Raw genomic sequence first — 15,348 nt, forward strand, 5'->3', positions numbered from 1 at the left:
TTTGTCCCTGGTCCTTCACCAAACCGTCATCTTCTGGTGCAAAGATGCGCGCTCCATGGATGGAGCTGTTCCACTTGGCCGCCGGCCGCGGCCGGTCGCGGACGCGCCCACGGTCGATGCCGCGGGCGTCGCCAAGGCGTGGCTCCTCTCGCTGGTCGCCGACGCCCCGTTGGCGCAGGCGGGCAACGTCCCCGCGGCCGAGCTGGCCCGGGGCGGCCCCGCGCTGTGCAGCGCGATCCTCGCCGCGCTGGGCAGCGACCGCGAGCTCGAGCGTCTGGTCGTCGGCGCCGACGGCCGCGCGCCGCTGGGCGCCTCGGCCGCGCGGCTGACCGGCGCGCGCACGCCCGCGGCGCTGACGGCGGGCGTCGAGGCCCTGCGCGCCGCGACCTGGCGCGCGCTGCGCGCCGAGCTGCGCGAGGCCTACCCCGAGGTCGTCGCCGACGTCTCCGACCGCCTCGCCTACGTGTGCGCGCGCGTGGTCGAGTCCGCGCTGGCCGAGCCGGTCGCCGACGGCGCGGGCCGCGCGGAGGGGCCGCTGGCCGAGGCGCTGGCCGCCGCGCCGCCGGAGGCGCCCGGCGCCCGCACGGCGGCCGCCGGCGCGGAGGGCATCCGGGCCTACGCGCCCAGCCCGGCGGGCAGCGTGCGGCCGATCGAGCCGACGACGCCGGCGCCGGACGGTCGCTTCCCCGCCCACGCGCGCCGCGACGCGCCCGCGCCGCCGCCTTCGCACGTCCCCGCGCCTGAGGACGAGCCGCTCGCGCCGCCGCCGGCGGGCGTCGAGGTCGTCGACCTGCCCGGGCCGCGGGAGGAGCAGGCGCACGACCCGCTCTCGTCGCTGGCCGAGGAGCTGGCCGCCGCGCCGCCCGCCGGCGTCAACGGCACCGCCGCCGACGACGAGATGTACGCGTTGCCCGCCGACGCGCCGTCGGTCACGCGCCTGCGCCGCATCGACACCACCTGGGAGGCCACGCGCGACGCCGGCCCGCCGTGGCTGGCCGCGATCGCCCGCCGTCTCGAGCGCCGCGAGCAGGACGGGCTGCCGTTCGCCGTCTTCGTCGTCGAGGTCGACGACCTCGATCGCCTGCTGGCCGCCCAGAGCGGCCGCGAGGTCGCGCTGGCCCTGGAGACCGCCGAGCGCGGCCTGACCGCCGAGCTGGCGCCCGCCGACCTGATCGTCCGCGAGCGCCTCGGCCGCTGGTGGCTGACCAGCCCCGACCGCGACCCCGCCGGCGCCCGCGACCTCGGGTCGCGCGTCGCGGCCGCGATCGGCGGCGCCGACGTCGGCGGCGTGCCGCTGGCGGCGTCCATCGGCCTCGCGGTCTGCCCGGACGACGGGGAGACCATCGACGCGCTGTCCGGCCGGGCCGACGAGGGCATGTTCGCCGCGCGCGCCGCGGGCGTGCCGCTGACCTAGCGGCGGTGGGCGCCGGCGCCTGTGGCGCCGAGCGCGGCCGCTGGTGGTGCCGCGAGCCGGAAGGAGCCGGATGCGGGTCGGTCTATGACTGCATAGCCGTCATAGACCGACCCGCATCATGAAGACCGCCTGAACAACCTGCTCGGGACTTGCAGCTAGCGCGCGGCTGCGGCGGCCGGCGACGCCGCGCGCACCGCGCCGATCGTCGCGGTCGCGCGCACGCCCAGCGCCTGGGCGGTCGCCGCCGTGAGGTCGTAGCTCGTGCCCTTGCGGAAGGGTCCGCGGTCCACGACCGGCACGGTCACGACCGAGCCGTTGTTGTACAGCTCGACCAGCGTCCCGCAGGGCAGCGTCTTGTTGGCCACGCCGAGCAGCTTGCGCGACATGCGCTTGCCGCAGGCGGTCTTGCGGCCGTAGAAGCCGGGGCCGTACCAGGTGACGCGCGCCCGCTGGTAGAGCGTCAGCGCGCGCCCCTCGACCACGCCGGTCGCCGAGGCGGCGGCCACGCGCGTGGCGGTCGTCGCGTTCCCCGCGGCCAGCACCGCGCGCACGGTCGTCTTGCCCGAGTGGGCGGGCGTCCAGGTGGCGCTGTAGCGCCCGTCGCCGTCGACCACGGCCGTCGCGACCGTCGCCCACGCGCGGGTCGCGTCGACCTGCTGCACGGCGATCGCGTCGCCGGGCTTGCTGCCGGCCACGGACCCGCTGACGGAGACGGCGCCGCCGAGCATCTGGCCCAGCGGGGCGGTCAGCGTCGAGCCGTCGGCGAAGACCGTCGGCTCGGTCGGGTCGACGTAGGTCATCCCGCCGGCCGCCGGAGCGGCCGCCGGCGCGGCGGCGTCGGCCGACGCTCCCGCGACGGGCCCAGCGATGGAGAGAGCGCCCAGGGCGGCGCCCAGCTTCAGAAGGTTCCTGTATGGCACGTGCGTTTTCGGTCCTCATCCAACGGCCTACGGGGTGAGCTGACGGGCTCGCGCCGGATGACGGCGCTACGGCTTAGATGGACCGATTCGCCCCGGTGGGTCGCAACAGCAGACGCGTCCCACAGGTGGTTCCCCCGCTCCGTGCGCGCTGAGGTGGCGCACGAACTCGGCTGACGGCGCGGGAGCATAACAACGTCACGCCGCATCGGCGAGCCGGCGTTCGCAGGAATGCTGCCGCCTGGCTCGAACCACGAGCGCTGCCGGGCGTCGGCGATGCGGCGGACCCGGCCTTTCATCATCCAGAATCCGGAGGAACATTGATCAGGCAGGCAGGGACGGCGTTCGCCATCACGGCGGTCGCCATCGTCCTCGGCGCGACCGGGAGCGCCGGGGCGGACACCTACACGGTGCGTGGGTGCGCCGCGGGCTGGGAGGCCCACGCCGACACGGGCTCGGCGGCCACCGACACGTGCTCGACCGGCGGCGGCCTCACCGCGGCGCTCGTCGGCCCCGGGCCGTGGGACGGCGGCACGTTCGCCTACCACCGGTTCACCGCCCCCGCGGGCACGCGGATCTCGCGCGTCACGCTCGGCCGCGTCACCCAGGGCATGCCGGTCGGCACCGTGCGCTCGTTCTCCTACGCGGTGAGCGCCGACGGCAAGACCCTCGAGGCCTGCGCCCCCGGCCCGACCGACACGTGCACGGGCAACGTCACCGGGAAGTTCGACGCGGTCGGCCTCGACGCCGGCTCGGTGCTGTTCTCGTTCGGCTGCGGCGCGGACGACCCGAACGTCTGCAGGGCCACGCAGGGCACGCCGAGCGCGACGGTCACCGACCCGCGCGTGGTCCTGCACGACACCGCGGCGCCGACGATCGCGTCCAAGGCCGTCGCCGACGACGGCGCGTCGTCGGGTCGCGTGAGGCTCAGCTACGTCGCCAACGACGTCGGCGGCGGCGTCTACCGCACGCTCGTGCGCGTCGACGGCAAGGTCGTGAGCTCCGATCCGGTCGGCGGCGCGTGCGCCGACGTCGACCCGACCGACGACGACCCCTACGAGTTCGCGGCGCCCGCGCCGTGCCCGGCGTCGGCGACCCGCGCGGTCGACTTCGACGTCCTCAAGCTCCCGCTGGCCGAGCACTCGGTGCAGATCGACGTCGAGGACGCCGCCGGCAACGCGACGCCGGTCTACGGCCCGGTCGTCCTGCCGAAGGCCAACGGCTCGGTGCCCGGCGCCAAGAACACGGGCAGCGGCGGCGCGGGCGTCGACGGCGCCTCGACGCCGGCGACCGGCAAGGACGCCAAGCTGAGCGCGTACTTCGTCAAGAACCACAAGACGGCGTACACCAACCGCTACGGCAACCGCGTCGTGATCCGCGGTCAGCTGCGCACGAAGGCCAAGAAGGCGGTCTCGGGCGCGCGGCTGGACGTCTACCACCTGGTCGGCGGCAAGCTCCGCCGCCTGGGCAAGACCGGCCTGAAGACCCGTCCCGACGGGCGCCTCACGCTGATCCTGCCGCTGAACCTCGACACCCGCCGGATCGTGCTCGCCTACCGCGCGTTCCGTCCCGGCCCGATCACGAGCCAGATCACGCTGAAGCTGACCGTGCGCGACCGGCACGGCAAGCTGGTGCAGCAGGTGAAGTAGCGCTTGCGGCGGCTAGGGGCGAGGCAGGCGCGACAGCGCCTGCTTGAGCGCCTGGCCGCCGTAGGTCAGGCCGATCTGGGCGATCTCGCCGACGGCCTGGATCGCGGTGCCGATCAGGTCGCCGCCGCCCTCGCGCTCGGAGCCGCGCTCCGGCTTGGGCGTCGCCCAGCCCGCCGCCGGCGGGGGCGGGGAGGAGGCCGGCGTGCTCCGCGGCGCGGCCTCGGCGGCGGCGCTCGCGCTCGCGCGGGCCTTGGGCGCCGGCTTGGCCGCCCCGGCCTTGGCGGGCGCCTTGGCGGCCGTCGTCCGCTTGGCCGGCGTCGCCTTCTCGGCCGTCGCCGTCGCCGTCGCCTTCGGCTTGGCCGCCGCCGTCTTCTTGGCCGCCGCCGCCGTCGCCGCCTTCGCCTTCGGCTTGGCCGCGCCCTTGGGCGCCGCCTTGCTCGTCGCCGCGGCCTTCGCGGGCGCCTTGGGCGTCGCCTTGCGCGCGGCCGGCGCCTTCTTGGCGGCGGGCTCGGCGCCCGCGGCGTCGGCCCGCTTGGCGCTGCGGCGCGTCGGGCGCTTGCTCGGAAGGCTCGACAGGACGTCGCGCTCGGCGGGGCTCATGGGCCCATCCTACGCGCGATACGCGCCAGTTCCCCGCTCGTCCACCGTTTGAGAGAGCGCTGTCGCGACTCCAGGGTCGGCACCGGTACGCCGATGTTCCACTCACACCCGAAACCGAAACGAACGAGGACGTTCGGCGTAGATGTCCCAGAGGAGCGGCGAATCTGTGTGACGGCGGTCACACACCGTTGCCGCGGTCGAAAACAGCGACTACCCTTGGTCCTACGCTCGGACAGTAGCGTCGCTATAGCTGACGCCCGGCTGTGATCCGAAACGCGTCCTCCGAAACCCGATAACCCCCCAGCCGGCGGCGCCTCGCCGGCAAACCCGAACGGACGTCGATGTCAGTAGTTGAACTGCAGGAACTCGAGGAGATCAAGGGCCTTCTGGCTCGCGGCCAGGTCACGGGCGTGCTGACCTTCGCCGAGATCGCTACGGCGGTCTCAGAGCTCGACCTGGACGAGTCGGACGTCGAGGACCTCCACGGCTTCCTCGAGAAGAGCGAGATCGAGCTGGTCGAGGAGATCGACCCGGCCACGACCGCCGCCAACGAGGTCGAGCGCGCCCCGGACAAGCGCGGCGGTCGCCGCACGAAGGCCAAGGCGCTGGATCTCCGCCCGGACATGACGACGGACAGCCTTCAGCTGTTCCTGAAGGACATCGGCAAGGTCCGGCTGCTCACGGCGCAGGAGGAGGTCGACCTCGCCAAGCGCATCGAGCGCGGCGACCTCGACGCCAAGCAGAAGATGGTCGAGTCGAACCTCCGCCTGGTCGTCTCGATCGCCAAGAACTACCGCAACCAGGGCCTGCCGTTCCTGGACCTCATCCAGGAGGGCACGCTCGGCCTGGTCCGCGCTGCGGAGAAGTTCGACTACCGCAAGGGCTTCAAGTTCTCGACGTACGCGACCTGGTGGATCCGCCAGGCGATCGCGCGCGCCCTGGCCGACAAGGCCCGCACGATCCGCATCCCGGTGCACGTCGTCGAGAAGCTCAACAAGATCGGCCGCGCCGAGCGCAAGCTCGTCACGGAGCTGGGTCGCGAGCCCACCGCCGAGGAGATCGCCGAGGTCACGGGGATCGACCCGGAGGAGGTCGACTCGATCAAGCGCTCCGCCCAGGCGCCGGTCTCGCTGGAGAAGCCGGTCGGCGACGAGGAGGAGTCGGAGTTCGGCCAGTTCATCGCCGACGAGCGCGCCGAGTCGCCCTACGAGCGGGCCGCCGAGATCCTCACCAAGGAGGCGCTGCGCGAGGCGCTGGAGAACCTCTCCTACCGCGAGCGCCGCGTCCTGGAGCTCCGCTACGGCCTCGGCGGCGAGCACCCGCGCACGCTCGACGAGGTCGGGCGCACGTTCAACGTGACGCGCGAGCGCATCCGCCAGATCGAGAACCAGTCGCTGAAGAAGCTGCAGTCCCTCGCGGAGGCCCAGAAGCTCCGCGACGTCGCCTGATCACGGCCCAGGGGGCCGCGATCAGGTCGCGACGTTCGCCCAGGGGCGAAGTCGCACGTCTTCGGGAAGGCCCGCGAAAGTGGGCCTTCCGCGTTCCTGGGCGGTTCGTCCAACGACCGCTCTGCGACCTTCACCCGATCGAGGGAGCTGCCGATCACAGGAGACGTGTCCTTCGACCTCCATCGCGCGCTGATCAAGCTCATCGAGATGCAAGGCTCCGACCTGCATCTCAAGGTGCCGTCGCAGCCGCTGTGCCGCGTCGACGGCGAGCTCGTGCCGATCGCCGGCACCGAGCCGCTGCGCTCCGAGGACACCGACGGCGCCGTCCGCATGATGCTCGGCGAGGACCAGGTCAAGATCGGCGAGTTCGACGCCGAGGGCGAGGTCGACTTCGCCTACGCCGTGTCGGGCCTGGCGCGCTTCCGCGTCAACGCGTTCCGCCAGCGCGGGAGCGTCTCGATCGTGATGCGCGCGATCCCCTACGGGATCAAGACGATCGAGGAGCTCGACCTGCCGCCGGTCATCCGCGAGCTGGCCGAGGAGGAGCGCGGGATCGTGCTGCTGACCGGCACGACGGGCTCCGGCAAGTCGACGACGCTCGCGTCGATGATCGACCACATCAACTCGACGCGGTCGCGGCACATCGTGACGATCGAGGACCCGATCGAGTTCCTGCACGTCGACAAGCGCTCGGTGATCAACCAGCGCGAGATCGGCATGGACACCACGAACTTCAAGTCCGCCCTGCGCCGCGTGCTGCGCCAGGACCCGGACGTGATCCTGATCGGCGAGATGCGCGACGAGGAGACGGTCCAGACCGCGCTGAGCGCGGCGGAGACCGGCCACCTCGTCTTCTCGACCGTCCACACCGTGGACGCCGCCGAGACCGTCAACCGCCTGATCGAGTTCTTCCCGCCGCACATGCACAACCAGGTGCGCGCGATGATCGCGGGCACGCTGAAGGGCGCGGTCTCCCAGCGCCTGGTGCCGACCTCCGACGGCAACGGCCGCGTCGCGGTCTGCGAGGTCCTGCGCATGACCGGCCGCGTCAAGGACATGATCATGGACCCGCAGCAGACCGGCAAGCTGCCCGAGGTCATCGCCGACGGCGGCTACTACGGCATGCAGACCTTCGACCAGGCGTTGTTCCACCACCTGAAGGCCGGCCGGATCACGATGGACGAGGCGATGAACTTCGCGTCCTCGCCGCACGACTTCAAGCTGCTGGTCGCCTCCGACGGCCGCAAGGGCACGACGATGGACGACCTCTCGCAGGCCGAGGACCAGCGCTCGACGCCGCAGTACGGCTCGGCCCTGCGGTAGTCGCACTGGGGAAGTCCCCAGTCTTGCCGCCCACGTACGGCTAACCGCCTTGCCGGGCCGGCGGCGGTCCGGAACGCTGCCGTGCGACATGCAGACGACACTCGCGCAGTACAACGAGACGCCGTCGACCGACACCTTCACCCTGCAGAGCTCCAAGCTGCTGAAGGTGTCGCTCGCGGGCCGGACGATCCAGGCCAAGGTGGGGTCGATGGTCGCCTACCAGGGCGAGGCGAGCTTCGAGCACGCGGGCTCGGGCGGCATGAGCCGGATGCTGAAGAAGGCGGTGACCGGCGAGGGCCAGGAGCTGATGAGGGTCACCGGCAACGGCGAGGTCTTCCTGGCCGACCAGGCCCAGGACATCCACCTCGTCTACCTCGAGGGCGAGAAGATCACGGTCAACGGCCCCAACCTGCTGGCCTTCGACGCCGACATCGACTGGGACATCGAGCGCGTCCAGGGCGCGTCGAACATGATGGGCGCCGGGCTGTACAACACGTCGCTCCAGGGCACCGGCTGGGTGGCGATCCTGAGCGACGGCCCGCCCGTCCTGCTCGACGTCGCCGGCGCTCCGACCTACGCCGACGCCCAGTCCGCCATCACCTGGTCGGCCGGCGTCACGACCGCGGTGCGCACCGACTTCAAGATGAAGAACCTGATCGGCAAGGGCTCCGGCGAGTCGATCCAGATGGCCTTCTCCGGCACCGGCTGGGTCCTCGTCCAGCCCTCCGAGGGCCGCGTCACCTCCGCCTCCTCCAGCTCCTCCAACTCCCCCCTGGGGAACCTGCTCGGCGGCTGAATCCCGCCGAGCGGGCACGCGCGACACCGGCCGGCGGCGAGTTCAGGCGCCGTCGGCCGGCGCGCAGCGCGTGCGCGGGGTTCATGGCTTGACGAATATTCGAATATTCGCGTAAGGCCGTCGCGTGCTGTTCGCGACGCCACCGGCGTGCCGGGCCCGTGGCTCGGGCAGCTGCGCCGGCAGGCGCGCGCCGAGTCCGTCGGAAGCTCGGTGTCGATCGAGGGCTTCTCGGTCGACGGCGAGCTGGAGGTCGCGCTGGCCTCGGGCGACACGCCGCCCGATCCCACCGACGACGACCAGTTGGCGGTCGCCGACTACGGGCGCGCGATGGATCGCGTGGGGACGCTGGGCATCGACCCCTGCTTCTCGTGGTCCGAGCGGCTGATCAAGGACCTGCACTTCGACGTGTGCGCCTTCCAGCGCGACCGGTCGCCCGGCCTGTGGCGCACCGGGCCGATCTCGGTCACCGGCTTCGGCCGTGACGCGCCGCCGGCCTACGTCGGGCCGGACGGCGACGACGTGCCCCGGCTGATGGGCGAGGTCGTCAGGTGGCTCAACGAGGGCGACCTCGACGCGCACGTCGCCGTGCGCGCCGCGATGGCGCACCTCCACGTGGTCTCGGTGCATCCGTTCCGCGACGGCAACGGGCGGATCTCGCGGATCGTGCAGTCGCTCGTGCTCGCGCGCGAGGGCCTGCTGCTGCCGGAGCTCGGCTCGATCGAGGAGCATCTCGGGCGCCACACCGGCGACTACCACCGCGTGCTCCAGCAGGTCCAGGGCGGCCGCTACCGGCCGGAGCGCGACGCGGGTCCGTGGGTGCGCTTCTGCGTCGCCGCGCACGTCGAGCAGGCGCGGCGGCGGCTCGACCAGGTCGCGCAGGCGGCGGCGCGCTGGGCGGCGCTCGAGCGCCTGGTGGGGGAGCGCGGGTGGCCCGACCGGCTGGTGGTCGCGCTGGAGCAGAGCCTGTTCGAGGGCGTGGATCGCGCCGGCTACGCGCGCGAGGCGGTGGTCTCCCTGCCGACCGCGACGAACGACCTGCGGCGGTTGATCGACGCGCGGCTCGTGGTGTCGGAGGGCCAGACGCGCAACCGCCGCTACCGCGCGTCGGAGGCGCTGCGGAAGGCCGTCGCGGCCGGATAGCCGCACCGGCAGGTGCGCTTCACTCGGTATAGTTATGGGCCGAATGCCCGTGGATCCCACCTGTCCGGTCTGCCAGACGGCGGACATCATCTGCGGGAAGTGGACGCTGTTGCTGATCCGCGACCTCGCGGAGGGGCACAGCCGGTTCTGCGAGCTGGAGCGGTCGTTGGCGGGGATCTCGCCGCGGACGCTGTCGCTGCGGCTGCGCGCGCTGGAGGACGAGGGGATCGTCGAGCGGCAGACGTTCGGCGAGGTTCCGCCGCGGGTCGAGTACGCGCTGACGGCCAAGGGCCAGGCGCTGCTGCCGATCATCGAGGACATGCGGTCCTACGGCGAGCGGTGGCTGGGCGCGGAGTGCGGCGGCGGCGAGACCGCCGCGGGCGACGACGTGCCGGTCGTCGCGGTCGTCGCCTAGCCCGAGCCGGGCGGAGCGCCTCATCCTCACGATGGTGGGCGACGGGCCCGCACCCGTCGCCGTGGTCCACCATCGCGGACGTACCCCTTGCGTCCTGCTCTCGGGAAGTCTCAGAAGCGGCAACGCGCTTGTGTCCCGGAACTTGCGGTCCCAATCGCATCGAATCCGGAACTCGTGGGTTCCGGTCTCGGATGGGACGCGCGCACCGCACGGCACGGAACCCTGCAAGCCTTGAAGGGCAAGGGAGCGCGGTTACCCTCGGAGTCGTGGACGCCCCGTCGCTCACGCGGCGGCGTGCCCTCGCGCTGGGTGCGGCCGCCGGCCTGTCCTCCGTCCTGTCCCGTGCCGTCCCGTCGGCCTGGGCGCGCACGCCTGCCGCCGCGGCGGCGCCGCGCGGCTTCGGCCTGACCGTCGCGCGCGGCGCGTTCGACGCCCAGGGCCGCACCGGCGTGCTGCGCGCGCCGCGGCGCTTCGACCTGCTCGGCGTCCGCGACGGGCTGGCCGGCGCGGCGGCGGCGCTGGAGGTCCGCGTCCGCAGGCGCGGCGGCCCGTGGTCGCCGTGGGTGCCGCTCGGCGCCGGACACGACCACCGGCCCGACACCGGCACCGGCGCGCACGCCTCCGACCCGGTCTGGGCGGGCGGCGCCGACGAGCTGCAGCTGCGCGTCCCGCACGGCTCCCGCGCCGCCGTCAAGCGCGCGCTGCGCGTCCACTTCGTCGCGGTCCCCGCGGCCGCCAAGCGCCGCGGCGCGCGCGCCGCGATCGCCGCCGCCCACGCCGCCCAGGCCGCCGGCGGCGGCGCGCAGCCGGCGATCATCCCGCGCTCGGGCTGGGGCGGCGACGGCGTCAAGCCGCGGGCGGCGCCCGACTTCGGCGACGTGCAGGTCGCGTTCGTCCACCACACGGTCTCGGCCAACGACTACGCGCCCACCGACTCGCCCGGGATCGTGCTGTCGATGGCCAAGTACCACCGCGACGTCAACGGCTGGAACGACCTGGGGTACAACTTCGTCGTCGACAAGTACGGGCAGATCTTCGAGGGCCGCGCCGGCGGGATCGACCAGGCGGTCATCGGCGCCCAGGCCCAGGGCTACAACAGCCACTCGACCGGCATCGCCAACATCGGGACGTTCACCGGCGTCGGCCAGACCGACGCGGCGCTGGACGCGATGGCCAGGCTGATCGCGTGGAAGCTCCCGCTGCACGGCGCGCCCGTCACCGGCGAGGTCGTGCTCACCAGCGCCGGCGGCGACACCAACCGCTACAGGTCGGGCACGCCGGTGACCCTGCAGCGGATCTCCGGCCACCGCGACGGCGACCAGACCGAGTGCCCGGGCGACATGTTGTACGCCCAGCTGCCGGAGCTGCGCCGGCGCACCACGGCGATCGCACCGGCGGTCACGCCCGCGGCGGCCGTCGCGATCGCGCTCGACGGCCTCGCCAAGGACGTGGTCTACGGCGACGACCTGACGGTCTCGGGCACGATCCGGCAGGCCGACGGCACGCCGATCGCCGGCCGGCGCGTCCTGGTCCAGAAGCAGGGCAAGTCCGGCTGGGTGACCGTCGCGCGCGCCGACACCGACGACGCGGGCGCCTGGACGGCGAACGCCACCTGGCGCGCCGCGGGCAAGGTCCGGGCGCGCGTGACCGTGCCCGGCAGCGGGACGACCGCCACCAGCGGCATCCAGGTCGGCTGCACGCCGCTGCTGACCGCCAAGGCGACGACCACGCGCGTCAAGGCCGGCCGCGCGCTGACCGTGTCCGGGTCGATCCACCCGATCGCGCCCGTCTCGGTGAAGGTCGAGCAGCAGGGCAAGGACGGCAGGTGGCGGACGATCCGCACGCAGAAGGTCACGCCCAAGACCGCGAAGTTCACCGCGCGCGTGCCGCTGAGCAAGCCCGGGCTCTACCGCGTCACGCCGCACACCGGCAGCGGGAAGGCGAAGGCGTCGGCCGCCGCGCTCTACGTCCGCGCGGTCCGCAAGACCTCGTCGCTCAGCTCGCGCTCGGGCGCGGGCTCGACCCCGGCTCCGGGCCCGGGCCCGGGCGGGACGCCGGCGTGAGCCGCAGCACCGGGATCGTCCGGCCCGTCGCGCCCGCGCGGTCCTCGTAGCCCGCGTACCCGGCGAAGACGCCGCAGGCGCGGTCGTAGAGCCGCCGGCGCTCGTCCGGGTCGACCACCTCGACGACGCGGTAGTCGCCGCCGCGCGCGCCGACGCGGAAGTCGACGACCTCCGCCGCGAGCGCGTTCAAGTACCACGCGGGATGCCGCTCGCGGCCGTAGGAGGACGCGATCAAGACCACGTCCTCGCCCTCCGTGAAGTACAGCAACGGCGTCGTGCGCGGGACGCCGGACCTCCGGCCCGGCGCGGTCAGCAGCGCCACCCGCGCGCCCGGGAACGACGCGAAGCGCCCGCCGGTCGCCTTCATCGCCATCAGGTCGAGGCGCGGCGCGACGTGGATCGCCACCCAGCGGCCCGGCCGCGTCTGGGCGAAGGCCTCCGAGGCGCGGTAGGCGCGCGAGCGCGGCTGGTCGGGGTCGAACGGCGGGACGCGGCCCATGGCGGGGCGCGAGCCTACCGGGGCGGGCGGGCGGCCTACAGCCCGTCCGGGTGGCGGACCTTGAAGCCCTTGGACGACCGCGGCGCGGCCTGCCAGCGGGAGCCCGCGGCCTTGGCGCCCGACGTGTCGAAGCGCACCCCGGCGACGATCAGGTAGGTGTGCGTCTTGTTGGCGTAGATCGTGATCCACGTGCCGGCGCCGCTGAGGCCCCACTTCGACAGCCCGGTCGAGTCGAGCGTCGCGTCCAGCAGGCCCGCGCCGTGCAGGGCGTAGGACACCGAGCCCGAGCAGTCGTAGGCGGTGTCGTCGAAGGAGCCGTGCCCGCCGCCGAAGCGGTACGGGGTGGAGGCGATGACGTTGCCCGCCGCGATCAGCGCCGCGACCTGCGGCGGCGCGCCCGCCGGGGCGACCGCGAGGCCGTCGTCGCCGACGGTCGCCGTCGGCAGCGGCGCCTGGGCGCGCTTGGCGGTCCCCGGGCTCTTGGTGCTCTTCGGCGTGGCCGGCGGGGTCTGGTACGCGGTGCCGCCGGTCGGCGCGCTCGCGGCGTCGGCCCGCGCCGGGATGACCACGAGGGCGGCGGCGAACAGCAGCGCGATGAAGGACCGGAGGGACATCAGCTCCCCCTTGGTCTTCGGCGGCTGCCGGGACGGACCCACCCTTGCAACGGCTCGTGCGTGATGCAGGACCGGCGTGCTAGGGAACGAACCGACGGCACATGCGCAACCGCTCGCTGCACGCCGCGCTGGCCGCCTTCGCGGAAGAGGCCGCCTTCACGCTCGCCGCCGACACGGCCGACGGCGCCGAGGTGCCGTTCGAGGTCGTCGAGCTCGGCGGCAGTCGCCGCGAGGCCCCGCTGTACTGCTACCGCCCGCTGACCGCGTCGTTCATCGACGAGCGCCTGTCGATGCTCGGCCGCCTCGCCTCCTACCTGCCCGCCGTCCACGCGCTGGCCGCCTGCGGCGGGATCGACACGTACCTGGTCGCCCGCGGCGAGGCGCAGGTCCCGGCGCAGCCGCGCGCCCGCGCCGAGGAGGCGCTGCGCCACTTCCTCACGCGCGTCTTCGAGGAGACCACGGACTTCGAGCTGCACCCCGACCGCCTCGCCCGCGCCTACGAGGAGCTGGAGTCGCTGGTCATGGACGGCCGCGCGGTGACCGAGGTCGTCGCGCCGATCATGGGCCTCGCGCTGATGAGCGACGAGATCCCGCTCGGCGACGGCCTCAGCCTCGTGCGCGCCGACCGCTGCGCCGAGGCGCCCGCCGAGGCGTGCCGCCCGCTCGACGACGACGATCACCAGGTCGTGCTCGCGCGCCTGACCTGGGAGGCCGCGCCCGGCGACGAGGCGCCGCTGCGCCACGCCCAGGTGCGCCTGCGCCGCCTGCTGACCGGCCTGCGCCTCTACGACTCGGCCGGGATCGTCCTGGCGCGCACCGCCTGGACCCGCACCGGCGGCAACCCGTGGCAGCCGTTCGCGATCTCCGCCGGCGCCGCGATGCGCGGCGTCTGCGTGATCCCGGTCCAGCAGGAGGACGAGCTGCGCGCGTTCCTGTCGCTGATCTCCCGCCGGACGCCGCGCGCCGGCGAGCTGGCCTGGGCGCTGGGCCGCTTCGAGCTGGCCACCGAGCGCCCGCGCCCGTCCGACGCGCTGACCGACGTCCTGCTCGCGCTGCGCGCGCTGCTGGAGCCCGAGGGCCTGTCGTCGGGCCGCCTCGCCGGCCGCGTCGCCGCGCTGTGCGCGATCCCCGAGTCGCGCGCCCAGGTGACCGAGCGGATCGCGCACCTCGTCGCGCTGGAGCGCTCGGTCGTCGCGGGGGTCGCGCCCGAGGACCACGCGCTGGAGCCGCTGGTCGACGAGCTGACCGGCTGGCTGCGCGCGCTGCTGCGCGACGTGCTCTGCGGCCACCTCGACTCCGACCTGCGCGCCGTGGCCGACGAGCTGCTGGCGGAGGAGGACGCGCGCCAGCGCACCATCGTGTAGGCCTTGGTCTCCGGGCGTCCTGACGCCCGGCTCTGGCGCCCCACCGCCGACCGTCGTACGGTCGACGGCCTGATGTGGGGAGTGCAAGACAAGGACATGGCTTTGCCCGGCGACGCCTTCGAGTGGTGGCCCGTGCGGCTGCCCGACGGCGGCGTGCTCGCGGTGATGGGGGCCGGGCCGTGTCACGCCCAGACGGCCTACGCGCGTGTCCTGCCGGATGGCCGGTGGTTCCATGCCCCGACCGCGCCGGAGGCGATCGCGACTGCCGCGGGCCTCGACCTCAGCGCGGGACGGGAGCTGTTCCTCGCTGGGTGAGGGCACGGCGCGCGACATGGGTGGCGATCTCGCGCGCCGCGCCGCCGATCCGGTGGCCCCGGTCGTACTCGGGCTCGTAGGCCGTCAGCGCCGCCGCCCGCACGGTCCCGCAGGCGAACGCCGCGTCGATCGTCGCCAGCAGCTCCTCCAGCGACGGCCCTCGCGGCGCGGCATGGCGGTTGGCGTGGCCGACCGACGTGTCGAGCGCGTCGAGGTCGACGTGCAGGTACAGGTCCCGCGGCAGCAGCGGCAGCGCGGCCGCGTCGGTGTGCACGCCGGACGCCGCCACCGCGTCGCGCTGGTGGTCCGCCAGATCCCTGGCGTACAACAACGCCACCGCGTCCTCGCGCACCGGACGGAAGCCCGGGATCGTCGCCGCCGCGGCCTGCCACGCGCCGCCGGTGACGATCGCCAGGGCCATCACGTCGAGGTTGCCGGAGAGGTTGCTCTCCGGCGTGTCGAGGTCGGCGTGCGCGTCCAGCCAGACGACGCCGCGCGCGCCGCAGCCCGCGACCGTGCCCGCCGCGCTCAGGCAGCCGCCCGCGAGCACGAGCGGGAACGCGCCGCGCCGCACGGCGCCGCGCACGGCCTGGGCCTGCGCGCGCAGCAGGTCGAACGTCCGCGCGACCTCGCCCAGCGACGGGTCGGCGGCGGCGACGCGCTCCAGCGTCGGCGCCCAGCCGACGTCGGCCAGCAGGTCGTGCAGCGTCGTGTCGGCGGCCAGCAGCGACGCGCCCGCGCCCATGGCGTGGTCGGGCCGCGCCTGGTCGAACGGCCAGCAGATGACCGCC

General features: G+C 74.1%; 15 protein-coding genes and 1 riboswitch. Of the genes, 10 read left to right on the forward strand and 5 right to left on the reverse strand.

Annotation, left to right across the window (positions count from 1 at the left end):
• Window positions 1–55 precede the first annotated feature (55 nt).
• Window positions 56–1,414, forward strand: coding sequence for a hypothetical protein (locus VFG42_RS07490; RefSeq protein ID WP_324906887.1), 1,359 nt, complete (start codon window positions 56–58; stop codon window positions 1,412–1,414).
• 155 nt (window positions 1,415–1,569) lie between these two features.
• Here the strand turns inward: VFG42_RS07490 and VFG42_RS07495 are convergent, their stop codons facing one another.
• Window positions 1,570–2,214: a septal ring lytic transglycosylase RlpA family protein gene (locus VFG42_RS07495; protein WP_324906889.1), complete on the reverse strand. Its 645-nt coding sequence runs from the start codon at window positions 2,212–2,214 to the stop codon at window positions 1,570–1,572.
• 129 nt (window positions 2,215–2,343) lie between these two features.
• A riboswitch (cyclic di-AMP (ydaO/yuaA leader) is annotated at window positions 2,344–2,503 on the reverse strand.
• A 148-nt stretch (window positions 2,504–2,651) separates the two neighbouring features.
• Between VFG42_RS07495 and VFG42_RS07500 the strand changes: the two genes are divergently transcribed.
• Entirely contained in the window at window positions 2,652–3,980 is a 1,329-nt protein-coding gene (locus tag VFG42_RS07500; RefSeq protein ID WP_324906891.1) for a hypothetical protein, read from the forward strand.
• A gap of 12 nt (window positions 3,981–3,992) precedes the next feature.
• Here the strand turns inward: VFG42_RS07500 and VFG42_RS07505 are convergent, their stop codons facing one another.
• On the reverse strand, window positions 3,993–4,580 hold the full coding sequence (locus VFG42_RS07505; RefSeq protein WP_324906893.1) for a hypothetical protein: 588 nt from the start codon (window positions 4,578–4,580) through the stop codon (window positions 3,993–3,995).
• A 341-nt stretch (window positions 4,581–4,921) separates the two neighbouring features.
• On the opposite strand from VFG42_RS07505, the gene VFG42_RS07510 reads away from it, so the two are divergent.
• The 6 genes from VFG42_RS07510 to VFG42_RS07535 all read left to right on the forward strand — a co-directional run bounded on the left by VFG42_RS07510 (window position 4,922) and on the right by VFG42_RS07535 (window position 11,765).
• Window positions 4,922–6,028 carry a sigma-70 family RNA polymerase sigma factor gene (locus VFG42_RS07510; protein ID WP_324906895.1) on the forward strand — a complete coding sequence of 369 codons (1,107 nt, stop codon included), beginning with the start codon at window positions 4,922–4,924 and terminating at the stop codon, window positions 6,026–6,028.
• A 165-nt stretch (window positions 6,029–6,193) separates the two neighbouring features.
• Window positions 6,194–7,351, forward strand: a complete 1,158-nt coding sequence (locus VFG42_RS07515) for a PilT/PilU family type 4a pilus ATPase (RefSeq protein ID WP_324906897.1) — start codon at window positions 6,194–6,196, stop codon at window positions 7,349–7,351.
• 88 nt (window positions 7,352–7,439) lie between these two features.
• On the forward strand, window positions 7,440–8,147 hold the full coding sequence (locus tag VFG42_RS07520; protein WP_324906899.1) for an AIM24 family protein: 708 nt from the start codon (window positions 7,440–7,442) through the stop codon (window positions 8,145–8,147).
• A 147-nt stretch (window positions 8,148–8,294) separates the two neighbouring features.
• Window positions 8,295–9,287 (forward strand): Fic family protein, encoded by a 993-nt coding sequence (locus VFG42_RS07525; RefSeq protein ID WP_324906901.1) that lies wholly within the window; start codon window positions 8,295–8,297, stop codon window positions 9,285–9,287.
• A 43-nt stretch (window positions 9,288–9,330) separates the two neighbouring features.
• Window positions 9,331–9,702, forward strand: coding sequence for a helix-turn-helix domain-containing protein (locus tag VFG42_RS07530; RefSeq protein WP_324906903.1), 372 nt, complete (start codon window positions 9,331–9,333; stop codon window positions 9,700–9,702).
• A gap of 266 nt (window positions 9,703–9,968) precedes the next feature.
• Entirely contained in the window at window positions 9,969–11,765 is a 1,797-nt protein-coding gene (locus tag VFG42_RS07535; RefSeq protein WP_324906905.1) for an N-acetylmuramoyl-L-alanine amidase, read from the forward strand.
• On the opposite strand, the gene VFG42_RS07540 is transcribed toward VFG42_RS07535, so the two are convergent.
• Window positions 11,698–12,264 carry a nitroreductase/quinone reductase family protein gene (locus VFG42_RS07540; RefSeq protein WP_324906907.1) on the reverse strand — a complete coding sequence of 189 codons (567 nt, stop codon included), beginning with the start codon at window positions 12,262–12,264 and terminating at the stop codon, window positions 11,698–11,700. The genes VFG42_RS07535 and VFG42_RS07540 overlap by 68 nt on opposite strands.
• A gap of 35 nt (window positions 12,265–12,299) precedes the next feature.
• Entirely contained in the window at window positions 12,300–12,878 is a 579-nt protein-coding gene (locus VFG42_RS07545; protein WP_324906909.1) for a hypothetical protein, read from the reverse strand.
• Between the two features lie 101 nt (window positions 12,879–12,979).
• On the opposite strand from VFG42_RS07545, the gene VFG42_RS07550 reads away from it, so the two are divergent.
• Together VFG42_RS07550 and VFG42_RS07555 are read left to right on the forward strand one after the other, a co-directional pair.
• Window positions 12,980–14,242: a hypothetical protein gene (locus tag VFG42_RS07550; RefSeq protein WP_324906911.1), complete on the forward strand. Its 1,263-nt coding sequence runs from the start codon at window positions 12,980–12,982 to the stop codon at window positions 14,240–14,242.
• Between the two features lie 72 nt (window positions 14,243–14,314).
• The gene (locus tag VFG42_RS07555) at window positions 14,315–14,557 is read left to right on the forward strand and encodes a hypothetical protein (RefSeq protein WP_324906913.1); all 243 of its coding nucleotides are present in this window, start codon (window positions 14,315–14,317) and stop codon (window positions 14,555–14,557) included.
• Here VFG42_RS07555 and VFG42_RS07560 read toward each other — a convergent pair.
• On the reverse strand, window positions 14,523–15,302 hold the full coding sequence (locus VFG42_RS07560; protein ID WP_324906916.1) for an arginase family protein: 780 nt from the start codon (window positions 15,300–15,302) through the stop codon (window positions 14,523–14,525). The two genes, VFG42_RS07555 and VFG42_RS07560, sit on opposite strands and share 35 nt — an antisense overlap.
• Window positions 15,303–15,348 lie beyond the last annotated feature (46 nt).

Origin of the sequence: Baekduia sp. (genome assembly GCF_035685985.1) — a bacterium.
In the GTDB taxonomy this organism is placed as follows: Bacteria; Actinomycetota; Thermoleophilia; order Solirubrobacterales; family Solirubrobacteraceae; genus Baekduia.